This window comes from Allobosea sp. 10L422, from assembly GCF_056395345.1.
This window is the reverse complement of sequence record NZ_JBFTJI010000019.1, coordinates 13,259-34,097: the sequence shown is the minus strand read 5'-3', so window position 1 is coordinate 34,097 and position 20,839 is coordinate 13,259. Positions and strand designations below refer to the sequence as shown.

The window sequence follows — 20,839 nt, the reverse complement described above, 5'->3', positions numbered from 1 at the left end:
ACTGAGGCGCGAGGCCTCGATTTAAATCCGGTCGGTGAACGTGCTGCATACGCTGCAGGGCTTCGATCACCGGGAGGGCTTCAGCGCTTCATCTCGATCTTCAGAGAACGCGGATGACCGTCTTTCCCGTGCGTCGCTCAGCCGAACTGAAGGTAGCAACCGCATCGTCTAGGCTCGCGACCTTGCCGATGTTCGTCCGCAGTCTTCCATCCCGGACTCGCTGAACAATCTCGGATAGCTGGGTATGATCAGCCTCGACGACGAAGTCGATGGTCAGGCCGTCTGCGGGTCGAACATCCGTCGGCCCGACGACTGTCACCAGCGTTCCACCGGCGCGGATCAGCGTTGCGGACCGCTTCTGAACATCGCCCCCGATGACGTCGAACACCAGATCGACGCTGCCGACGTCTTCCAAAGTATCGTTCCCGAGATCAATGAATTCATTTGTACCGAAGTCGAGCGCCTTCTGGCGATCGGCGGCGCGTCCGGTGCCGATGACATAGGCTCCCGCTTCCCGCGCAAGCTGCGTCACGACCGAACCGACGGCACCGGCCGCGCCATGCGCGAGGATACTCTGTCCCGCCTGAAGGCGGCCATGGTGGAATAGGCCTTGCCATGCGGTCAGGCCCGAGATCGGCAAACTGGCGCCCACCGTGAAATCGACATCGCCGGGCAGCGGCGCGAGGTTGCGTGCCTCCATGGCGACGTACTCCGCGAGTGTGCCGTCGCGATGCCAGTCCGACAGGCCGAACACACGTTGGCCGATTGAAAGCCCCGTGGTGCCGTAGCCCAGCGCGGTGACCACTCCGGCCAGTTCGTGGCCGAGGATCGCTGGTGTCCGGTCACGAAAGGCTCGATCTGCCCAGGTCGAAGGCCATTCCAGTTCGGTGTTGACGAATCCCGCCGCATGCACCTGAACGACGACATCGTTGATCGCCGCCCGCGGCTCAGGCCGCTCCACCAGCTTCATTCCGGCCGTACCCGCGTTCTGGTCCGTTACAACGATTGCTTTCATGGGAATTGTCTCCTCGGTGATCGTTGGTTCGGGGGCAAATTGCAGGCGTGAAAGGTCTCTTCGATCTCTAGCGCAACTGGTGATCGGCTCGCCGCCTTCCGCAACGACTTGATGTCGAATTACTATGTAATGTCGCCGAGACCGCTGCTCGGGCTCCGAGGAGCCATCGCGCGGCGAGCATGGCATTTTTGTCGGCTTCAGCCGTGCGACGGCGGCTGGCGCTTCATGGTCAGAAGCTCCGTCACATCATGCAGATCATCTGCCGATGAGATGGCAACCGTTAGCCATTTTCCGCGCTTCGGCATGAGTTTTCGCGCCTAGTCAGTCCGACACTGCGAGTGGAGCGGACAGACAGTGCGACACCGATGATGGTTCCCAGATTTGACGGTCACTGACACGGCGGAGAGCAAGCCAAGGTTGCCGCACATGCTCCCGCGATAAGGCACAAGCAGGAGCCGGCGGGCGCCAAAATCTATAACCCCGGAGAATAAGCCGCCCCTGATTTCGACTTGGACAGCCTAGAACCTTACCGGCCATCATCTGGCCAACCAAAAGCGAGGGGTTCACGGAATGAGAAATTTTGGTCTCGGGCTTGCCGGCACGATGCTGGTTGCCCTCCTGCCAGCCGGGGGCTTCGCGCAGGAGGCCGTCCTGCGTGTCAGCACCGGGGGGACGAACGTCTCGACCCTCGATGCTCACCGCGCGAGCGCCACTGACGATGTCGCCGTGGTGAGCTGGTGAATTGTATCGCAGGCGGTGCATTGGTCAGCACAGGGGCCATCATCGCTGTGCGGTGACTTTCTGCCATCGGTCGGGGCCGGTCGCGAGGCAGCCGCGCTGCGGACGTCCGCTTGCGGGCGTTGTCCCGGCGTCTGGTATTGGCGCTGGCCGGCCAAGGCCGTGACTAGGGACGCGGGATAGCCGGTGGTTGGCTTCGCTGACACCGGGCGCAAGCAAACTCACGATAGAGCCGCCTATGCCGTTTGTTTATAGGTGAGCTGAAATATGTCAATTGACCTCATCTCGTCGGGCCGGCCTTGATAAGCCCATCAGGGAGAGCGCAGATGAAGACAACCACATGGGCATTCTTAGCAAGCCTCGCGGCCGCGACAGCTTCGCTGTCGCCGCTCAGGGCCGAGACGCTGCAGGTCGCCGTTGGAACCTCCGATATCACCAACATTGATCCTCACCGCGCCAACGGTTTCGACTCGATGCTGATTGCGAACGTGTTCGATGGGCTGGTGCGGTTCCCGCCGGGCAGCGCCGATCCCACCAAGATCGAGCCCGATCTCGCGACGCGATGGGAAACCTCTTCCGACGGAACGTCGTGGACCTTCCACCTGCGCAAAGGCGTCAAGTTTCACGCCGATTTCGGTGAGCTCACTGCCGATGACGTCGTCTTTTCGCTGAAGCGTGCAGCTGACCCGAGCACCTCGTCATTCGCCGCGAATTTCGCGGGCATCGCGGACGTGGTGAAGCTCGACGACCTGACCGTCAGGATCGACCTCAAATATCCCGACGCCGGCTTGCTCGGCCTGCTCTCCAACTTTCACGGCGGCATGATCGTGAGCAAGAAGGCGGTCGAGCAGTTGGGGCGCGATTTCGCTGCCAAGCCCATCGGGACAGGCCACTACGAGATCGCCGAGCATGTGTTGCAGCAGCACGTTAAACTCGTTGCTAACAAAAGCTATTTCCGCGGTGTGCCTAAGATCGATGAGATCCTGTGGCGGTTCGTTCTTTCCGACAGCAGCCGCGACCTGGCTTTTCAATCGGGGCAGCTCGACCTGATCTATGGCCGGCGGGATCAGCGCTGGGTAACGCAGGTCAAAGCGCGGCCCGAGGTGATCGTGGACATCTTCGGTCAGGGCGAGTTCCGCACGCTACACATCAACAAAAGCATCAAGCCTCTGGATGATCTGCGCGTGCGTCAGGCGATTGCGTTCGCAATCGACCTGGATCAGATCGTTCGCTTCGTGGGCCCGGATGTCGCGAAAAAGGGCTGCTCGGTGGTGCCGCCTGGCTATCGCGGCCAGGACTGCTCTTGGACCGTCAAGCCCGACATAGCCAAGGCGAAGGCGCTGCTAGCTGAAGCCGGGCATCCAACTGGCATCACGCTCAGCGTCGTCGTCTCGAACATCTCCTCGCAACTGCCGATCATGGAAGTGATCCAGAACCAGCTCGGCAAGGCCGGTATCAAGCTGGACATGAAGGTCGTTGATCACCCGACCTATCAGCAGCAGATCCGGCAGAATGCGAGCGCCCTGGTGTTCTACGGCGCGGCGCGGTTCCCTGTAGCCGATGCCTATCTCACTGAGTTCTACCATTCTGCCGCCACGGTGGGGAAACCGACCGCGATCACCAACTTCTCGCATTGCGACGTGGCGGACGCCGAGATCGAGCAGGCCAGAAAGGAAGCCGATCCGGCCAAGCAGATGACGGATTGGAAGATCGCGCAGGACAAGATCCACAAGGACTTCTGCGCGGTGCCACTCTTCGAGCTTCAGCAGGTATGGGCGCGTAGCAAGAAGGTCGACTACGGCTACGAGCTGCAGGGTGCAATCAACATCGCTCCGCAGATCACAGAGAAGACGAGCGTTACCCGATGAGCGCCTCGCGCATCAGTTGATCGCCGCATTCCCGGGCGTGTTGAATGAAAAGATCGACAAGGCCCGCATTGCGGGCCTTGGTTGCTTTAGCAAGCAGGAAATGGTTGTCGATCGCCGGTTCAAAGCGCCGGATTGCGACACGCCCTTTGACCGGGCCTGCCATCAGCGGGTGGACGAGCGAAAGCCCCAGGCCATGCGCGACGAACTCGCAGAGCGTCGGAGCTGTGGTCGCCTTCAGAACGAGCCGCGGCTCGCAGCCGTGGCTCGCCATCACCTCATCCACCCTTCGCCGGATTTCGACCCCTTCGTCGAAGCCAACGAAAGGTTGATTATGAAGGTCTTCGGGACGGACCACCGCCTTGCGAGACAGCGGATGCCCGACCGGCATGATGCAGACTAGAGGATGAATCAGGAACGGCTCGGTCTCGAGATCAGGATGCTCGACACGCGCATTCAGGATCCCGACGTCGACTTGCCGTGTCACCAGCCAGTCCGCCAGTCCCGGTGAACCACGCACGATCAGCGACACGAAGACATGTGCCTCGCTCTCCAGAAAGCGCATCGTGACGTGCTGGATGAAGTGGCCCGATAGCGCGGGCAGGACGCCGACGAGGAGACGGCCTTTCTGCTCCCGACGAACCGTCTCAATCGCGCGCTCGATCTGGTGTAGTCCGGAAAACACCCGGTCGACCTCTTCATAGAGATGTGCGCCCTGAGCGGTTGGCGTCAATTTGCCCTTGAGCCGATCAAAGAGCCGCAGTCCCGTATCCAGTTCGAGATTGGAGACCAGCTTGCTGACAGCTGGCTGCGTAACGTTCAAAGCCGCTGCCGCCGCACTCACTGTGCCGTTTTCCATAACAGCGCGGAAGGCTTCGACTTGTCGGAGATTGATCGAGCGAGGCATGAGGGTTTGGAATACCCTTGGCTGAATTTATCAATCGACGTTTTAGCATGGCCTGTGAATAGTTGCCATCGACAGGCCGCTGCCGCGCCCGGAAATCCTCATGAAATACGCACTAAAACGCATATCGCTCGGCTTGCCGACGCTTCTAGCGATGTTCACGGCAATCTTCGTGATCATCCGCATCGTCCCCGGCGATGCCGCGGCGGTGATCCTCGGTGATCAAGCCAGCGCCGGTGCTTTGGAAGCGCTCCGGCAGCAGCTCGGCCTCAATGAGCCACTCTCACAGCAGTATACTGGCTTCCTGACCGGCCTGCTGCGGGGCGACCTAGGAACTTCGCTGGTCACCAAGCGGCCGGTCCTCGATGAGGCGCTGCGGGTTCTTCCGAATACGATCGAACTTGCGGTCGCTTCGATCCTCGTTGGGCTCGCCCTAGGGTTGCCGCTCGGCATCTACGCCGCGATCAACCGCAACGCCTGGCCCGACTATGTCGGGCGGTTGTTCTCGCTTGTGGGATTGTCGTTGCCCGCCTTTGTTTCGGGCATCCTGCTGCTCCTAGCCTTCGCGATTCAGCTGCGCTGGTTTCCCGTCATCGGCACCACCCAAAATGCCGGCCCCTGGGACCGTCTGCTGGCGGTAGCCCTGCCGGCGCTCAATCTCGGCGTCATCATGAGTGCCTATGTGGCGCGAGTCACGCGAGCGTCCATGCTCTCTACATTGGGTGAGGATTACGTACGCACGGCTCAGGCCAAAGGCGTTGCGCCGATTAATTTGGCCTTGCGGCACGTCCTGTCGAATTCGCTGCTACCGATCATCACGGTCGTAGGGCTGTATTTCGGCACGCTAATCGGAAATGCGGTTCTGACCGAGATCGTCTTCAACCGGCCCGGTCTCGGCCGCCTGATTCTCGGTGCTCTCAACACCCGCGATTATACGATGTTGCAGGGGCTGATGATCATCTTCGCCTCCTTCGTAGTGCTCGCAAACATTCTGACCGATCTCGCCTATGCCGCGGTCGATCCGCGAATCCGGACAGCCTGACGATGAGCGCGATCATTCTCCGTTTCTCCGAAACCGGCCGCTTCGTGTCACGTGGCGGTGCCTTCGCCTGGGTTGGGCTAACCCTCCTGGCCGTGATCGTGCTCGTCGCGATCCTCGCGCCAGTGATTGCCCCGCACGACCCGCTCACGCAGGACATCGTCAACCAGTTCCTGCCGCCTTCGTCGGAATTCTGGTTGGGCACGGACTCCTATGGGCGCGATGTGCTTTCCCGGATCATCTACGGGGCCAGGATTTCGCTAATCGTCGGCCTGCTCTCGATCCTGATTGCGATGAGCGTCGGCACCGTTCTCGGAGTGCTGTCTGGTTATATCGGCGGGCGCTTCGACGCGTTCGTCATGGCGGTCGTCGATCTCATGCTGTCCTTTCCGAGCCTGCTGCTCGGCATGCTCGTCGCCGCGGTCCTGGGCGCCAGCCTCGAGAACCTCATCATCGCGATCGCAGTGACCGAGATCGCTCCCTTTGTGAGACTGGCACGGGCCCCGACACTGGTGCTCAAGGAGCAGGACTTCGTCCAAGCGGCCCGCTCTCTGGGCTGCGGTCATGGACGGATCATGCGCGTCCACATCCTTCCAAACCTGATCTCCGACATTTTGGTGATGGGTTCGCTCTGGATGGCGACGGCGATCCGCACGGAAGCCTCGCTGAGCTTCATCGGCCTGGGCGTCAAGCCGCCTACGGCGACCTGGGGCGGCATGATTAGGGAAGGGTTCGAGAACATCCTCGACGCCTGGTGGCTGGCCGTCTTTCCGAGCGTCTTCGTCTTCCTGACCGTGCTCGCGCTGAACCTCCTCGGAGACGGCCTGCGCGATGCGACCGACCCAAAGCTGCGGCAACGCAACTGACAGCCGACAACAGATGACCCACGGAGCCTTCTCATGAGCGAAGCGAATTTCATCTATCTTAGCCAAGAGGACGCGGTCCGCTGCGGCGCCGCCGACGTTCCCGCGACGGTTGCCGATACCGAGCGCACCACATTGCTGGCCTATCAGGGCAAGGCGATCGAGGCGCCGACCGCGACCCTGTTCTGGGGCGTCCCAGCCGAGAAGCTCAAGAACTTCGTGGGCTATCCCAGCAAGAAGCGCGCGAACATCCATGCCGGCTATCTCGACGACAACGGCGTAATGAAGGTTGCGCTAAAGAACATCCCGAGCAACCCAGACAACCCGATTAACGGGAAGGGGCCGCGCGCCTCGGGCCTTGTGACGATCCTCGACCCCGAGACGGGCTATCCGATCGCCCTGATGGACGCGATGGTGGTCAGCTGCATGCGCACAGGCGCGCTTGGTGCCATCGGCGTCAAGCATCTGCGCCGGCCGGGCTCGCGCAGTATCGGCCTGATCGGCGTGGGCCCGATCAATCAGGCTGCGATCGCCTGCACTGCCGAGGTGATGCCAGAGCTCGAAGTTGCCTATGTCTTTGATCTGAATACCGAGCGCGCCAAGGCCTTCGCCGCTGAGTTCTCGCGGAAGCTGAACATCGATGTCCGCGCCGTCGATTCCGCTCGTGCGGCAATCGCCGATGCAGATGTGGTCATTCCCGCGACCAACGTCCAGACGATCGACGATGCCTATATCGCACCAGACTGGATGAAGAAGGGGAGCTTGCTTGTCGATCTATCGATCTGGGACGCAACCTTCGAGACGCTCGCTCACGCCGACGGCTATGTCATGAACTCCGCGATCAGCATGGAACGCAAGACGATGACGCCGAGCGTCATGATCGACCGAGGCCTGGCTAAGGAGGAGGAAATCATCGACCTTGGCAAGGTCATCGCCGGCGAAATCAGCGGACGCCGCGACAACGACGATGTGATCGTCTACTTTGCCCGCGGCATGGCGATCTATGATGTGATGTGCGGCTATCGCGTTTACGAGAACGCTCTTCAGAGCGGCGTCGGCGAGAAGCTGAGCCTGTGGCAAAGTGCATTCTGGAGCTGAGAGCGAGATCAAGTGCCGCCACTCTGGCGATAGATCGAGCTTCTGACTGCTGGCACGTGGCTTAGAACTACGAGCGGTTGATAAGAGTTTACTGGATCGGCGAAGCGACGGAGGGCGCAATGTCCGCTTCCTGGCATTGGTTTAATATCAGGAAGTGGCGCATTGGATCCTCAATGGGCCACTGTTTCCCTTTTTGCTTATAAAACCCCAGAGGCTCGCTGCGCTGATCTGAGCAATCCCTCCGTCCGCGCCGGCCTCTTTTTCTCCGATTTTTGCAAGGAAACTTATGCGCTGCCAGCGAGCGGGTAACTCCGCGCTGCTTCATCTCTGACCGAAAATCGCCAGCTCAATAACCGAGTTCCCGATCCACGGCATTTCGCAAAGACTGCCCCGCCTTCGCCCGGCTGAGGTTTTCGGCGAGTATCGCAAGGCAGCGATCGACGTACCCGTCCGGGGCATCGGCGGATACGTGTGGAAAGACGATCAAATTCGGGACGTCCCACAACGGCGAGTCCGACGGCAGCGGCTCTTCCTCGAAGACGTCGAGGATGGCGCCGGACAGATGCCCGCTTTCCAGAGACGACATGAGCGCTGCGTGGTCGATGACGCCGCCTCGAGCGATGTTGAGGATGCCGGCGCCCGGCGGCAGCGCCGCAAATTCGCAGGGGCCCATGAGTCCGCGCGTATCCGGCGTGAGCGGACAGGCTAGGATCAGAATATCCGCCTGCGGCAATTCCTGGTGGAACCGGTCGGGCGTCACCATGCGCTCGACAGCGGCGGCCGATGCTCCGCTTCGGCGAACGCCTGTGATGCGGAATCCCGCGTGATGGAGGCGCTCGGCAACGGCGCCCCCAAGGCCGCCGACCCCGTAGATCAGGACGCGCCGTCCGGCGGCCACGCCCCGCAATTGCCTGTTCCAGGCATGGCGCCGTTGCCTGGTCACGATCGCTGGCACTCTGTCATGCAGCATCAGGGTCGCCATGAGGCCAAACTCGCCGACCTTGTCGGCATGGACGCCGCTCGCATTGGTCAGGATCGTCGAGGCTCCCAGCCAGCCGAAGGGTGCGTATTTTTCGACGCCGGCGCTGGTGCATTGAATGAGTTTCAGCGCATGGGCGTCTGACGCGATCAGCTCGGGGACGAGTTTGCCGGCGACGAGAATGTCGGCGCGCCCGAGAGCCTCACTGTCGCGATCATCGTCATGGCGGCAGGTCAGCTCCGTCGGGCGGCAGACAGGCAGAAGATGTCGAAGAACGTCCTCGGCCGTTACTTCGTAAGCGGGATCGCCATCGCGAACGTTTTCAACATAGATGCGCGGCGCGACTATCCACGCTTCGGTTTTCCGATCAGCCATGACGTGCTGGCTCTCTTCGCAGCGTATGACGGTTCGCGTCCATCGCTCGGTACCGGGCCGGGACTTATGACGTCGCTTCGCGGTAGTCGAAGAAGCGATAGGGTGCGATAGCGGCGGTATCGACCTCGGCACCAAGTCCCGGCGCGGTGGAAACGGCAAGCCGGCCGCGGACGACCGTCTTCTCCGGCGGATTTTTCAGGACCTGAACGTAGTCGTTCGCTTCTGAATAATAGGGATAGGTTTCGAGCGGCATCGCCATGGCGGTAGCGGCGATCGCCTGGATCGATGCCGCTGTGCAGAGAGTGCTCGCGCAATTATGGGCCGAAACCCGGACATTATAGGCTTCCGCCATGGCGGCGATCTGGACGAACTCGAAGATGCCGCCGCAATTTCCGACATCCGGCATCGCGACATCCACGCCGCCGCTCTGCAGCAGATTGCGAAAGCCGTGGCGGGTATAAATGCGCTCGCCGGCGGCGATCGGGATCGGCCATCGCCCGGCCAGATCACGCAGGGCGCCGAAATTGAAGGCGTCGAGCGGCTCCTCGACCCAGATCAGGTCGAGCTCGGCACAGACGTCCATAAAACGGATCAGTTGGTCGTTGTTGAGCCCGCCGGAGAGATCGAGCATCAGCCCGATATCCGGCCCCACGACCTTGCGCAGGGTCCTGACGCGGTCGACCGCCCGCTTGAAGGCCTCATCGTCGAGCTGGCGGCGCTGGACATGCCGTAGCGTGCGGCCCTTCTCGTAATTGGCGAGCGGATAGCACTTCAGCTTCCGATATCCCTCCGAGATGGGGCGCTCGGCCGATTTGGCCCATCCGACGACGTCATCATGCCTGGTGCTCCAGCCATTGGCGTAGACCTCGATCTCGGCCGCGAACTTCGCACCGAACAGCTCGTAGACGGGAACGCCCAGCGCCTTGGCCTTGATATCCCAGAGGGCCTGGTCGATGGCGCTGAGGGCCGCGAACATGATGGCGCCACCGCCCTTGGCCCAGAACGAATTGTCGTAGATCTCGTGCCAGACATGACGCGGATAGGTCGCATCCGCACCGATCACCGCGGGGGCGAGTTCCTTCAGCATCCCCGCGGCGGCGTCAGCGCCCAGCCCATAGGCGACTGCAGCCTCGCCATGACCGACAATGCCTTCCCTTGTTGTGAGTTCGACGATGACGGGGCGCTGGGGCCCACTGCGGACGTTGAAAACGCGAAGGTTCTCGATCGCAAGCATCGATGTGGCTTTCTGCGCTGGAAGAGATGGGTGACTGGCATCGGCGAGCCCCCGCGGGCGGCGTCGCGGCAGGGCAAATGCTCACTCTGGGGCAATTGGTGTCGAGTGTGCCAGACGCTGGTAGCCGGGCGGGCGGGCGAACGACCCACCGCGCCGCTTTTCGAGGGCATGGCCGATCTGGAACGCCAACGGATCGGCATAGCGCCGAACCATGATCTGGATGGCCGTCGGAAGTCGCTCCGCGTCGCCCATTGGCACGCTTAGCGACGCGAGATCCATCAGCCCGGCGAGACGCGTGAAAATGCCGAAAGGCGCAAAGCGGTCATGCGCGCCTTCGATGGGCTCCGCCGTTATCGGGGAAGTCGGCAAGAGGAGCGCGTCCGCGCCTGAGAGGTAGTGGTAGAACTCCGTCTGCATGAGCCGGCGCTGCTCGTCGTAACCAAGATAGTCGGCAACGGTCATCGCTCTGCCGCGCGACATCCGCGTCGCGATCTCCAGATCGACGAGGCTGCCGTCGGCTTCGATCAAGGACTGGTACCGTTTCCAGGCCTCCACGGTGGTGATGTTGGCGGCCAGGCTTGCATAGACTTCGAGCGGCCGCGGCAGAGGCTTCTCCTCGACGAGCGCGCCCATGCCAGCCAGATCGGCGAGCGTCTCACTGAACCGGTCGAGGATATCGGGTTCGGCCACCTTCAGGTCCTGCATCGACGGGTAGCGCAGCCGCAGCCCCACGATGCCTTTCCCCAGATCCGCCAGAGGATGCGCACGGGGGATGCTGAACGTCGCGGGGTCGTTAGGGTCCTCCCCCTGTAATGCGGCCTGGATCAGGGCGGCATCCTCAACCGAACGCGCCATCGGCCCGACGGTATCGAAGACCAAGGCGAGAGGCTGCACGCCGCCGCGACCGATCAGCCCGGAGGATGGCTTCATCCCGACGATGCCGCACAGCGCCGCCGGGGTGCGCACCGAGCCACCGGTGTCGGTGCCCAGCGCGACGGGCACCAGCCCAGCCGCCACCGCCACTCCCGACCCGCTGGAGGAGCCGCCGGCGACGCGCGGAACGCGGATGTCACGCGGATTGACCGGGGTTCCGAAGCTCGGGTTCGTTCCCCAGCTGCCATAAGCGAATTCGACCGTATGCGTCTTTCCGATGAGGATCATGCCCTCGGCCAGCAGTCGCAAGACCGCATTGGCCGACCGCGTCGCAGGCGTGGCTTCGAAGGCCTTCGACCCCGCCAATGTCGGGCGGCCCTCGACGTCGAAGAGGTCCTTGGCTGCGAACGGGATGCCATCGAGCGCGCCTCTGGCCTCTTTGCGGGACCGCCGCTCGTCCGATTGGCGCGCCGCCTCCAGAGAATCGTCGCCGTAGACTTCGACGAAAGCCTTGAGGACCGGATCATGGGCTCGGATGCGAGCAAGCAGCGCGGTTACGAGCGCTTCCGACGTCAGCTCGCCGCAAGCCAATGCCCGGCCGAGCTCGACGACCGACAGGAAACCGACCTCCATGCCCGCTCCATTCGCGATGAGATGTCCCAATCGGGCCTCCTGACCGTGGTCGCACCGGTCTTCCGACCGAACGGCCCTTGGCGGCAAACCGCTCGAACAGGCCGCTGCGAACTAATATCCAATCGATTGGCAAATATTTCCAATCGATTGGATTGTCAATGTCGAGTCGTGGGAGTAGCGTTCGACCATCGGTGCTCGAATCCCTGCGGCCTCGACGGGCACAAAGGAATTTGAAAATCCGGCAGCTTGCGCGTAGCAGCAGCGCGACGCGTCGGGCGACAGCGGCAAGCCGGCCGCGCGAGGCATCGAAACAAGGGACCGCGCTCATCTCGCAGATCGACGAAGACATGGAAGGGCCGGCTGATCGACGGCGGCCCAAAATGGCCGAGATAGCGCGCATAGCGGGCGTCGACATCTCAACGGTCAGTCGCGCTCTGGCGGGAAGCTCGCGCGTCGCCAAGGAGACGCGCGAGCTCATCGCTCGGATCGTGCGCGACACCGGTTATGTGGTCAACGAGCGAGGCCGCGCGTTGCGCGACGGCCGCGCGAACCAGGTGCTCGTCATCGTTTCGGACATCGGCGCTCCGTTCTATTCCGACGTCGTCCAGGGCATTGTCGAGACCCTGGCGGAGCGCGACATCAACGTGCTGCTCGGCGTTACGCTGCGCCAGCCGAAGCGCGAGGAGAAGCTCGGCAACCAGCTGATAACCGGCGTGGTCGACGGCATCATCACGGTCACCGGGACGCTGCCGAAGACGATTCTCGGCATGCAGGGCCTCAGCGACAAGGTGGTGGCGATATCGCGTCCGGTGCCGCAGGACGGCGTGACCTGTATCACGATCGACAACTACGTCGCCGCCAAGGAGGTGATGGTCAAGCTCCATTCCATGGGGCACAGGCGGATCGTCCATATCGGAGGACCGACCAGTTCCGAGACCTATCGCGAGCGGAGCGCGGCCTATGTCGATTTCATGCGCGAGAACGGGCTCGGCGAGTTTGTGAACCTGCGCTCGACCGATTCCTTCAAGGACGACGCCGAATCGGGCTTCGCGATCATGAAATCCATGCTCGACGACGGCTTGCGCGCTACCGCCGTCTTCTGCGCCACCGACGAACTCGCGATCGCCGCCATGGCCGCCGCGCGACAAGCCGGTCGGAGCATTCCCGGCGACATGTCATTCTTCGGAATCGACGATCTGAAACTGGCCGGACTGATGTCTCCCCCACTCTCGACTGTGGCGGTCCCACGCTTCGAGATGGGCCGGAAGGGTGCCGAAGCGCTCTTTCGCCAAGTTTACAGGGGCGCACCGCCCTCCAACAAGATCGTGCTCGATCATCGATTGGTGCTGCGCGATAGCGTCGCGCAGGCCCGCTGACCCGGTCGGCCTGCAGGTCGCGGCCTCGCGACCGTAACGTCACCCACTTTATGATTCTGAGCCGGCGAATGCCGGACGACATCGCCGAGTCACCCCGCAACTGCGCCGATCCAATCGATTGGCAATTGACAATCCAAACGATTGGATTAGATATCCAAACGATTGGATAACGCCGGGAAAAAATCATGATCGCGAACTCGACTGCAGCCCGCCCCCCTATTCCGTCCGATACGGACTATCGCAATCGTCTCGGGCGCACCCAGGCCGAAATGAAGCGGCACGGGTTCGACGTTCTCGCGCTGGCAGGGGTCGACATCCTAAGATTTCTCACCGGTCTGCATGGCCTGCCGGTAACCCGGCCGATCTGGCTGATCGTTCCGCAAAGCGGGAACCCTGGCTTCGTCTCCCCCGGCAGCGAGGTGAAGGAGATCCGGGCGCGCTGCGGCACGCCGGTGGTCGCCAGATGGGTCGAATGGGAGGAGCCCGTCCCGGCTCCGATGACGCATCAGGACGCGCTCGCACGCTACCTCGCAGAGAGCGCTCCGGATGCCCGTGTGATCGGCATCGACTTCAACGGCACGAATGGTTCGAACATCGAACTCGTCCGGCTGGCGCTCGGCCAGGAGCGTGTCAGGGATGCGGCCCCGCTGCTGCGTGAACTGCTGGCGATCAAGGACGCTGCGGCGCTCGACGTAATTCGACTGAGCTGCGACGTCATCGGCCACCAGTTCAAGGCGAGCGTCGATGCCGTCGCGCCCGGCATTGCCGAATGGGAGGTCTCCCTCGCGTCTTTCGTGGCCGGCACCCGGCGGGCTGCCGAGCTTTGGAATGGAAACGAGGAACAGTCGCCGCTGGCGCTGGGCCTGCACATGACGGGCAGCGGGGCCGAGCGCACGGCGCGCTGCCACGCCGCCGGCGCCGGTCGCCGGATGCGCGAAGGCGATGTCGTGCAGATCTGCCGCTGTAGCACAGGGTTCTTCGGACATCTGATCGGCTATGACCGCCCGGTACAGGTCGGCTCGACGAGACCGTCCGCGCAGATGCGCAAGATCCTCGATCTGGCGCGTGAATCGCAGGAGGCGGCGCTGGCCGCCACGCGCCCCGGCGCGACGGCCGATGCGGTCCACGCCGCGGCCATGGCCGTGATCGACCGTGGCGGCTGGGAAAACCCCGTCCTACATCGCACCGGTCGCTCGATCGGTTATTCCAGCTGGGACGGCCACGAGATCAAGGCCGGCTCCCGAACCGTGCTCGAGCCCGGCATGGTCATAACCGTCGAGCCGGGCATCTATGTGGACGGCGTCGGCGGTGCGCGCTTCGGCGACACGGTCCTCGTGACCGAAGCCGGCCATGAAGTGCTCACGCCCTACGAGCTCGGCAGGGGCATCTGATGACGGACGCGTCGCACGCCGCCGTTTCCTTTCAGGGCGTCACGAAACGTTACGGGCCCGTCGCTGCGGTCAGCGAGGTTAGCCTCAACATCGCTTCGGGTGAGTTCTTCGCGTTGCTCGGGTCGAGCGGCTCCGGCAAGACGACGCTGCTGATGCTCCTCGCGGGCTTCGACAAGCCCACCGAAGGCCGCGTCCTGATGTCAGGCACGTCCGTTTCCGAGGTGCCGCCGCATCGGCGTCAGATCGGCGTGGTCTTTCAGAACTACGCGCTCTTCCCGCATATGACGGCTGCCGACAACGTCGCCTATCCGCTGAAGATGCGCGGAGTCGGCCGTGCCGAACGCGAGGCGCGGGTGAATGCCGCGCTGGGCCTCGTCAACCTGACCGATCGGGGCGCCTCATACCCGTCCCAACTGTCGGGCGGTCAGCAGCAGCGTGTCGCGCTCGCCCGCGCGCTGGTCTTCGGTCCCAGCCTACTGCTGATGGACGAGCCACTCGGCGCACTCGATCGACGGCTGCGCGACCAGATGCAGCTGGAGCTGAAGCGCATCCAGGGCGAGCTCGGCATCACCGTCATCTACGTGACGCACGACCAGTCGGAAGCCATGGCGATGGCCGACAGGATCGGGATCATGGCGGGCGGGCGCCTCCTCCAGGTGGCCGACCCGGAAACCATATATGCAGCGCCCTCCAACCACTTCGTCGCGCGCTTCTTGGGTGAGTGCTCGATCCTGAAGGTCACGGCCATCGACAATGGCCGTGGCTACGAGATCGCCGGCGCCCGTCAGGCCCTACCGTCGGTGACGGCGACGCCGTTCGACATCGTCGTGCGACCGGAAAACGTCGCCGTTCATTCCGTGACGGGCGCCGCCGCTGAAGGCGCCTTCGGAATTCCGGCCAAGATCCGGGACGTCACCTATCTCGGCGCCGGCTGGCGTGTGACGCTCTCTCTGCCCGACGGGCAGTCCCTCCTCGCCATCGTCGTGCGCGGCGACGAGGCCGCCGGCCAGCTCGAACCCGGCAAAGACGTCATTGCGCGATGGGCGCCTAGCGCCGTCGCTGTTCTTCCGGCTGAAGGCAACACCTGAAACGGATTCACGGAGAGGGGAAAAACATGAAAAATCTCAAGCGATATATGGGCCTGTCGATCGCGGCGATCGGCGCGATCTTCATTGGCGCGGCCGCCGCCGATACCGGTAAGGTCGTGATCTCGTCCTATGGCGGCTCTTTTCAGGATGCCCAGAAGAAAGCTTTCTTCGAACCCTACGCCAAGGCGACGAGCGCCAAGGTCACCGACACGACCGGGACCGGCCATGCCAAGGTCAAGGCGATGGTCGCGAGCCGCAACGTCACCTGGGACGTGATCTCCGCCGACGCGGCCGCCTATGAGAACGAGGTCAAGGACGACCTGCTCGAGCCGATCGACTACTCGGTCGTCAAAGCCAACGGCATTCCAGCCGAGCTGCGCAAGACACACGGCGTTGGCTACATGAAGTTCGCGCAGAACATGGCCTGGAACAAGGCCAAGTTCCCGAACGGTCTGACGGCGGCCCAGTTCTTCGATCCGAAGGTGAAAGCGCGCCGCGTTATGCTCGCGCTGCCCTACTACAACCTCGAATTCGCTTTGTTGGCGGACGGCGTGAAGCCCGCGGATCTCTATCCGCTGGATGTCGATCGGGGCCTGAAGGTCATTGACCGGATCAAGGACCAGATCGTCGGCTTCAAGCCGCCGTCTGATCTCCAGGCACTGATCCAGCAGGGTGAGGTCGATCTCGCCTTCGGTCCCGGTGGCCGCATCGACAACGCCATCAAGGCCGGCGCCGGCTGGGCCTACGGCTACGATGCGTCGGTTACCATCGTCGAGTACTGGGCCGTGGTGAAGGGCGCGCCCAACAAGGCCGAGGCGATGAAGTTCATCAACTTCGCCGCCCAGCCGCAGGCCCAGGCCGAACTCCCTCGCCACATCTTCTACGGCCCAACCAATGTCGAGGCGCTCAAGCTCGTCGATCCGGCCGTGGCCAAGGGCCTGCCGGGTAATCCCGAAAACGAGAAGCTCGGCGGCGTTCTCAACTCGAAATGGTGGAACGAGAACCTCGAGTCCGTAGCGGCTCGGTGGAACACGTACATCATGCACTGACGCGCAGAACGAAGAATGGAGAACGCGACGATGGCGCGTAGCAGTGGGTTCGCAATGTGGGACGTAAACTGGGGCCGGCTACTGTTGCTAGCGCCCGTGACGATCCTGCTTCTGCTCGCCTTCGCCTTGCCGTTGCTGGCGATCGTCCCGGAAGCGTTCGGCGGCGATGCCGCCGGGCGGTTCGTCCGGATCTTCGGCAGTCCTGTGTACCCGACGGTGATCTGGACGACAGTGCGCATCGGGCTGGAGGCCACAGCGATCACTCTCGTCGTGGCCTTCCCGCTGGCCTGGATCCTCAGCCGCGCCACCGGCGTGAAGCTTCTGCTCCTCGGCCTGCTGGTGCTGGTGCCGTTCCTGACCAGCGTGCTCGTGAGAACGTTCGCCTGGCTGGCCATTCTCGGGCAGCGCGGCCTCGTCAACGCGATGCTGTTGAACCTCGGCTTGATCGACGAGCCTCTTCCGCTGCTGTTCCGCGAGCCGGCGGTCGTCCTCGCCCTCGTGCACTCGTCTATTCCGATGATGGTTTTCGCGCTCGTCACGGTCCTGCGGCGCATCGACGGACGCGTCCTCCTGGCAGCTCACACGCTTGGATCGACGCCGCTGCGCGCTTGGTTGGGAATCGTGGTCCCACTTGCGATCCGTGGGATCCAGTCCGGCGTCATCATCGTGTTTCTGTTCACGATGGCGAGCTTCATCGCGCCAGCCTTGCTGGGCAACCAACGGCAACAAATGCTGGCACAGGTGATCCAGGCCGAGATCGAGACCGGAGCCGACTGGCCTCTCGCAGCAGCGCTCGGCATCACCCTCGCGGTAACGGCGACGATTATCGTCTTCGGACTATCGATGGTCGCGCGATTGTTCTCGCGCTGGCAGAACCCGGGTCAGTTGCCGGCAATGTCGGCCGCGCAACACGCAAAGCAGGCCGACACCTCCCTGCTTCGCCGCCCGGTGATTTTGCCGAAGTCGCGCCTTCGCCTCCCGGCCGCATTCCATGTCGGCTCATCGTTCGCCGAACCGATCTATCTCGGTGTCATATCGATCTTCATTCTCCTTCCCCTGATCGTCCTCTTCCCGGTCTCATTTAGCTCAGCGGATGTTCTGATCTTTCCGCCTCCCGGCTATTCGCTGCGTTGGTTCGAGAAGATTCTCGGCAGCCCCGAATGGGTCGCGGCCGGGTGGACCAGCCTTCGCATCGGCGCAACCACCTGTGTCCTGAGCGTCATGCTGGCAACCCTCACGGTTCTTGGCCTCGGTCGCAATTTCAGGTCCCAAGCTGCCGCAGAGGCCTTGGTGCAGTCGCCGCTCACTGTGCCGTCGGTCGTCTTCGCGCTTGGCGCCTATCTGACATTCGCGCGCGTTGGGCTCGTCGATACCGAGGCAGGGATCATCATCGCCCATACGGTTCTGATTTTTCCGGTCGTCTATCTCGTCGCCGCAGCGACGTTCAGTTCGATCGACCCGTGGCTGTCGTTCGCCGCCGCGACCCTCGGGGCCAATCCATGGCGGATTTTCAGAACCGTCGTCTTCCCATTGCTGCTGCCCGGACTGGCCGTCGGCGCGCTTCTAGCGATGCTGCTGTCCTTCGATGAGTCGGTGGCATCCATTTTCCTCAGTAACCTGTCCGTGAAGACGTTGCCGAGAAAGCTGTGGGAGGGCATCCGATTCAACACGAGCCCTGAAGCAGCCGCAGTGTCCGCAATGCTTTTGTGCGTGACATGCCTCGTTATCCTTGCCGGTATCGCGGCAGTCTTCGGCCGTCAGCGGGGCGCTCGCGTGATGAGATCAACCAAGGCATCGATCTAACTATGTTGAGAAAGTTAGGTGCGGCAATCTGACCAGAATTACGGCTTTGGCGCTCGAAATTCGATGGGCGTTAGGCGAAGCAACACTCGCGTTGGCAATGTCCGCTTGTTGGCGATGTGCTAACGTCAGCAATTGGCGCAACTTTCACGTAGGCAGGGACAGCCCTCCAGGCCCTGCTTGATCTGCATCGAGCTGCTCTCCAGTTCCCCTGGATGAATCGGCTCGGATCGGCCGCCGAGATGATGTGCGAGGAAAGCCTCGGCCACGGCGTAGAAGGCGGTCTTGTTCTCGGGCCGCAGGAAGCCATGGCCTTCATCAGGGTAGAGAAGATAGCCGACGGGGATGCCCTTCGCCTTGGCGCCGCGACCATTTGATCGGATTCAGCCTGCTTCACCCGTGGGTCGTTGGCGCGGTGCCCGATGAGCAGCGGCTTGGAGATCCTGTCGGCCTGGAAGAGCGGCGAGCGCTCATGAGCGAGCCGTAGTCCCCTCCTCCGTGTCGAGGTCACCGATCGCCTGATGGTATCGGACGCGAATGGCTTCCCAATAGGGCGGCACGGTGCGCAGTAGCGTTTCGAGGTTGGAGGGACCGACGATATCGATTCCGCAGGCATAGGTGTCGGGATTGCGGGTCAGGCCGACGAGCGTCGCATAACCTTCTCGCAGCGAGCGGAAATTCAAGCTGTGCTGGAGGACGGCCAGAAGATCGCTCCGTTGGCCAAGCGCTTCGATGTCAACCGGCAGACGATCATGAGGATCCGTGACGTGACGACCACCTAGGCCATCGGCGTTCTGACTTGTTAAGGGGGTTCCCTGGCTATATATTCCCTTCCAAGGGAGTAATTATCATGCCCAACGAGTTTTCTGCTCGCGAAGTGGCCGAACTGGCCAATGTTCCGATCCGCGCCGTGGACAAGGCCATTGAGGAAAAAGTGCTTGCCGGTATCCGTGCTGGTGCCCGCGGCCGGCGTCGAATGCTGCCGCTTCATGCCGTACCATATGCAGCGATCGTCGCGCGGTTGCCATTGACGCTCTCACTCGAGACCAAGCGCTATCTCGCGCGCGCACTGGGTAATCGTTCGTCGGCGCGAATGACAACGGAGCCGCTGGAGATCGCCCCTGCCGTCACCGTCGATGTGTCTGCATTGGTCGGCTCTGACCTAGCCGAGCGAGCCGAGCGCTACGGTAAGGCGCGGGAGGATTTCGTCGAAATCAACCCCGACATCATGGGCGGAACGCCCGTTCTGCGTGGGACACGGGTCACCGTTTACTCGGTGCTCGGACGTCTTGAGGGCGGAGACAGTGTTGACGACGTACTCGAAGATAACCCGGATCTGACGCGGGAAGCGGTAGAAACCGCCGCGCTCTATGCCCGCACGCATCCTATCATCGGCAGACCAGGTGGCCGTCCGTGGGCGAGAGCCGCGTGAGGCTATTCATCGACGAGTGCTTGTCGCCGCAGCTAGCTCGCCGGCTCAATGAAGACGGTGCACATAATGCAATCCATCCGCGCGACATGGGCCGACTGGGCGAGCCGGACCATGTCGTGCTCGCGCGTTGCCTGGACGAAGATAGAGCGATTGTAACGGAGAATGCGGTCGACTTTCGCAAGCTGGTCGCGCGCCAGGATCTACATCCCGGATTGGTTATCCTACCAAGCGTCAACCGCGATCAGTCGTTCCGCTTCTTGGTTGAAGGAATTGCCCATCTAGCTTCGCTAGGCGAGCCATCGGACGTGATCGTCAATCACGTTCTGGAAATCGGAAAGGATGGAAGCTTAACGCTTTCTCCGCTGCCCTGACGAGCTTCCCGCGCGCGATAATCTGCGACCTCGGGTTTGAGGCCCGGGGCAGGGTTGCACTTGTCACGGCAAAGGAAGGGAACGTGACTTTCGGCATTTGGGGCGCCCAGGGAGTTGCATGATGCCAGACACCCAGATTGAAGGCGGCCAGCAGCTGCCACCGAAACCCGGCCTGGGACAGATGTCCGTGAACTGCTCAACGTGGTCCATTTTCGACGAGGGCGACGCTTTCGGTCGCCAGTGGATAATTCGCCAACTCGCCCCTACCTGGCCTGCATAATCGCCTTGGTTTCGGGGCTGGAGCTTGAGCATCCGGCTCAGAAAGCGTGCTCCCGCTCATACTCTTCCATGGCGTTGATGAGCTCCACCAATTCCTTCTCTTCCGGGCTGTCTTCGATCGCGCCCGTGAGATCCTGGACCTTATCCCAAGCTAGCTCGAAGTCTTGAGCATCGGCAATTTCCATGACGACCCCGTTAGGTCTCACGACGATCGAAGAATCCCAATCTTACCTGAAATCCCGCGTCTTGACCCTAATCTCATCGATATGCCCGTAAGGATCGACGAGATTCCTCCCCTTTGGCATTGCACGCCGATCTGCCGTCGGCGATCCATGATGGAATTCGTCGCCACGTCCGTGGGGAAGCGGGAAGCTGGCATCGCGTGATCCAACGCTGGCCAACTCGGCCGAGAGACCATGCAGCTGATGGGCGACGAT

At 62.4% G+C, this 20,839-nt stretch carries 19 protein-coding genes; 12 read left to right on the top strand and 7 right to left on the bottom strand.

What is annotated here, in order from left to right; translation table 11 throughout:
* Positions 1 to 100: 100 nt before the first annotated feature.
* A complete protein-coding gene (locus AC1DEZ_RS25815) occupies positions 101 to 1,015 on the bottom strand; it encodes an NADP-dependent oxidoreductase (protein WP_476781077.1) in 915 nt (304 codons plus the stop codon).
* Positions 1,016 to 1,585: 570 nt separating this feature from the next.
* Between AC1DEZ_RS25815 and AC1DEZ_RS25810 the strand changes: the two genes are divergently transcribed.
* Both AC1DEZ_RS25810 and AC1DEZ_RS25805 read left to right on the top strand, forming a co-directional pair.
* Positions 1,586 to 1,756: a hypothetical protein gene (locus AC1DEZ_RS25810; RefSeq protein ID WP_476781076.1), complete on the top strand. Its 171-nt coding sequence runs from the start codon at positions 1,586 to 1,588 to the stop codon at positions 1,754 to 1,756.
* 323 nt (positions 1,757 to 2,079) lie between these two features.
* Positions 2,080 to 3,621 carry an ABC transporter substrate-binding protein gene (locus AC1DEZ_RS25805; RefSeq protein ID WP_476781075.1) on the top strand — a complete coding sequence of 514 codons (1,542 nt, stop codon included), beginning with the start codon at positions 2,080 to 2,082 and terminating at the stop codon, positions 3,619 to 3,621.
* Here the strand turns inward: AC1DEZ_RS25805 and AC1DEZ_RS25800 are convergent.
* Positions 3,611 to 4,525, bottom strand: coding sequence for a LysR substrate-binding domain-containing protein (locus AC1DEZ_RS25800; protein WP_476781074.1), 915 nt, complete (start codon positions 4,523 to 4,525; stop codon positions 3,611 to 3,613). The two genes, AC1DEZ_RS25805 and AC1DEZ_RS25800, sit on opposite strands and share 11 nt — an antisense overlap.
* A 100-nt stretch (positions 4,526 to 4,625) precedes the next feature.
* Between AC1DEZ_RS25800 and AC1DEZ_RS25795 the strand changes: the two genes are divergently transcribed.
* The 3 genes from AC1DEZ_RS25795 to AC1DEZ_RS25785 are packed head-to-tail and all read left to right on the top strand — an operon-like array spanning position 4,626 to position 7,522.
* The gene (locus tag AC1DEZ_RS25795) at positions 4,626 to 5,564 is read left to right on the top strand and encodes an ABC transporter permease (RefSeq protein ID WP_476781073.1); all 939 of its coding nucleotides are present in this window, start codon (positions 4,626 to 4,628) and stop codon (positions 5,562 to 5,564) included.
* A 2-nt stretch (positions 5,565 to 5,566) separates the two neighbouring features.
* Positions 5,567 to 6,427, top strand: a complete 861-nt coding sequence (locus tag AC1DEZ_RS25790; protein WP_476781072.1) for an ABC transporter permease — start codon at positions 5,567 to 5,569, stop codon at positions 6,425 to 6,427.
* A 33-nt stretch (positions 6,428 to 6,460) separates the two neighbouring features.
* Complete coding sequence (locus AC1DEZ_RS25785; RefSeq protein WP_476781071.1) at positions 6,461 to 7,522, top strand: hypothetical protein; 1,062 nt, start codon at positions 6,461 to 6,463, stop codon at positions 7,520 to 7,522.
* A gap of 346 nt (positions 7,523 to 7,868) precedes the next feature.
* On the opposite strand, the gene AC1DEZ_RS25780 is transcribed toward AC1DEZ_RS25785, so the two are convergent.
* The 3 genes from AC1DEZ_RS25780 to AC1DEZ_RS25770 form a co-directional block, all read right to left on the bottom strand.
* Positions 7,869 to 9,008: a D-2-hydroxyacid dehydrogenase gene (locus tag AC1DEZ_RS25780; RefSeq protein WP_476781097.1), complete on the bottom strand. Its 1,140-nt coding sequence runs from the start codon at positions 9,006 to 9,008 to the stop codon at positions 7,869 to 7,871.
* Positions 8,941 to 10,110 (bottom strand): mandelate racemase/muconate lactonizing enzyme family protein, encoded by a 1,170-nt coding sequence (locus AC1DEZ_RS25775; protein WP_476781070.1) that lies wholly within the window; start codon positions 10,108 to 10,110, stop codon positions 8,941 to 8,943. The genes AC1DEZ_RS25780 and AC1DEZ_RS25775 overlap by 68 nt, the downstream gene beginning before the upstream one ends.
* A gap of 81 nt (positions 10,111 to 10,191) precedes the next feature.
* Positions 10,192 to 11,616: an amidase gene (locus AC1DEZ_RS25770; RefSeq protein ID WP_476781069.1), complete on the bottom strand. Its 1,425-nt coding sequence runs from the start codon at positions 11,614 to 11,616 to the stop codon at positions 10,192 to 10,194.
* A gap of 380 nt (positions 11,617 to 11,996) precedes the next feature.
* On the opposite strand from AC1DEZ_RS25770, the gene AC1DEZ_RS25765 reads away from it, so the two are divergent.
* The 5 genes from AC1DEZ_RS25765 (at position 11,997) to AC1DEZ_RS25745 (ending at position 18,323) form a co-directional block, all read left to right on the top strand.
* Positions 11,997 to 12,992: a LacI family DNA-binding transcriptional regulator gene (locus AC1DEZ_RS25765; RefSeq protein WP_476781068.1), complete on the top strand. Its 996-nt coding sequence runs from the start codon at positions 11,997 to 11,999 to the stop codon at positions 12,990 to 12,992.
* Between the two features lie 185 nt (positions 12,993 to 13,177).
* Positions 13,178 to 14,383 carry a M24 family metallopeptidase gene (locus AC1DEZ_RS25760; RefSeq protein WP_476781067.1) on the top strand — a complete coding sequence of 402 codons (1,206 nt, stop codon included), beginning with the start codon at positions 13,178 to 13,180 and terminating at the stop codon, positions 14,381 to 14,383.
* Complete coding sequence (locus AC1DEZ_RS25755; RefSeq protein ID WP_476781066.1) at positions 14,383 to 15,471, top strand: ABC transporter ATP-binding protein; 1,089 nt, start codon at positions 14,383 to 14,385, stop codon at positions 15,469 to 15,471. The genes AC1DEZ_RS25760 and AC1DEZ_RS25755 overlap by 1 nt, the downstream gene beginning before the upstream one ends.
* A gap of 26 nt (positions 15,472 to 15,497) precedes the next feature.
* Positions 15,498 to 16,520, top strand: a complete 1,023-nt coding sequence (locus AC1DEZ_RS25750; RefSeq protein ID WP_476781065.1) for an ABC transporter substrate-binding protein — start codon at positions 15,498 to 15,500, stop codon at positions 16,518 to 16,520.
* 15 nt (positions 16,521 to 16,535) lie between these two features.
* The gene (locus AC1DEZ_RS25745) at positions 16,536 to 18,323 is read left to right on the top strand and encodes an ABC transporter permease subunit (protein ID WP_476781064.1); all 1,788 of its coding nucleotides are present in this window, start codon (positions 16,536 to 16,538) and stop codon (positions 18,321 to 18,323) included.
* Positions 18,324 to 18,790: 467 nt separating this feature from the next.
* Here AC1DEZ_RS25745 and AC1DEZ_RS25740 read toward each other — a convergent pair whose 3' ends face one another.
* Positions 18,791 to 19,003, bottom strand: a complete 213-nt coding sequence (locus tag AC1DEZ_RS25740) for an alpha/beta hydrolase family protein (protein WP_441470793.1) — start codon at positions 19,001 to 19,003, stop codon at positions 18,791 to 18,793.
* Between the two features lie 167 nt (positions 19,004 to 19,170).
* On the opposite strand from AC1DEZ_RS25740, the gene AC1DEZ_RS25735 reads away from it, so the two are divergent.
* Both AC1DEZ_RS25735 and AC1DEZ_RS25730 read left to right on the top strand, forming a co-directional pair.
* Positions 19,171 to 19,752 carry a DUF433 domain-containing protein gene (locus tag AC1DEZ_RS25735; protein WP_476781063.1) on the top strand — a complete coding sequence of 194 codons (582 nt, stop codon included), beginning with the start codon at positions 19,171 to 19,173 and terminating at the stop codon, positions 19,750 to 19,752.
* A complete protein-coding gene (locus tag AC1DEZ_RS25730) occupies positions 19,749 to 20,123 on the top strand; it encodes a DUF5615 family PIN-like protein (protein ID WP_476781062.1) in 375 nt (124 codons plus the stop codon). The genes AC1DEZ_RS25735 and AC1DEZ_RS25730 overlap by 4 nt, the downstream gene beginning before the upstream one ends.
* Before the next feature lie 317 nt (positions 20,124 to 20,440).
* Here the strand turns inward: AC1DEZ_RS25730 and AC1DEZ_RS25725 are convergent, their stop codons facing one another.
* Entirely contained in the window at positions 20,441 to 20,587 is a 147-nt protein-coding gene (locus AC1DEZ_RS25725; RefSeq protein ID WP_441470796.1) for a hypothetical protein, read from the bottom strand.
* Positions 20,588 to 20,839 lie beyond the last annotated feature (252 nt).

Excerpts from the sequence above, each read along its gene's own strand:
- AC1DEZ_RS25735 (WP_476781063.1), top strand. The coding sequence starts at position 19,171 with ATGCCCAACGAGTTTTCTGCTCGCGAAGTGGCCGAACTGGCCAATGTT.
- AC1DEZ_RS25805 (WP_476781075.1), top strand. The coding sequence starts at position 2,080 with ATGAAGACAACCACATGGGCATTCTTAGCAAGCCTCGCGGCCGCGACA.
- AC1DEZ_RS25745 (WP_476781064.1), top strand. The coding sequence starts at position 16,536 with ATGGAGAACGCGACGATGGCGCGTAGCAGTGGGTTCGCAATGTGGGAC.
- AC1DEZ_RS25815 (WP_476781077.1), bottom strand. The coding sequence starts at position 1,015 with ATGAAAGCAATCGTTGTAACGGACCAGAACGCGGGTACGGCCGGAATG.
- AC1DEZ_RS25750 (WP_476781065.1), top strand. The coding sequence starts at position 15,498 with ATGAAAAATCTCAAGCGATATATGGGCCTGTCGATCGCGGCGATCGGC.
- AC1DEZ_RS25785 (WP_476781071.1), top strand. The coding sequence starts at position 6,461 with ATGAGCGAAGCGAATTTCATCTATCTTAGCCAAGAGGACGCGGTCCGC.
- AC1DEZ_RS25770 (WP_476781069.1), bottom strand. The coding sequence starts at position 11,616 with ATGGAGGTCGGTTTCCTGTCGGTCGTCGAGCTCGGCCGGGCATTGGCT.
- AC1DEZ_RS25790 (WP_476781072.1), top strand. The coding sequence starts at position 5,567 with ATGAGCGCGATCATTCTCCGTTTCTCCGAAACCGGCCGCTTCGTGTCA.
- AC1DEZ_RS25800 (WP_476781074.1), bottom strand. The coding sequence starts at position 4,525 with ATGCCTCGCTCGATCAATCTCCGACAAGTCGAAGCCTTCCGCGCTGTT.
- AC1DEZ_RS25755 (WP_476781066.1), top strand. The coding sequence starts at position 14,383 with ATGACGGACGCGTCGCACGCCGCCGTTTCCTTTCAGGGCGTCACGAAA.
- AC1DEZ_RS25760 (WP_476781067.1), top strand. The coding sequence starts at position 13,178 with ATGATCGCGAACTCGACTGCAGCCCGCCCCCCTATTCCGTCCGATACG.
- AC1DEZ_RS25810 (WP_476781076.1), top strand. The coding sequence starts at position 1,586 with ATGAGAAATTTTGGTCTCGGGCTTGCCGGCACGATGCTGGTTGCCCTC.
- AC1DEZ_RS25775 (WP_476781070.1), bottom strand. The coding sequence starts at position 10,110 with ATGCTTGCGATCGAGAACCTTCGCGTTTTCAACGTCCGCAGTGGGCCC.
- AC1DEZ_RS25795 (WP_476781073.1), top strand. The coding sequence starts at position 4,626 with ATGAAATACGCACTAAAACGCATATCGCTCGGCTTGCCGACGCTTCTA.
- AC1DEZ_RS25765 (WP_476781068.1), top strand. The coding sequence starts at position 11,997 with ATGGCCGAGATAGCGCGCATAGCGGGCGTCGACATCTCAACGGTCAGT.
- AC1DEZ_RS25725 (WP_441470796.1), bottom strand. The coding sequence starts at position 20,587 with ATGGAAATTGCCGATGCTCAAGACTTCGAGCTAGCTTGGGATAAGGTC.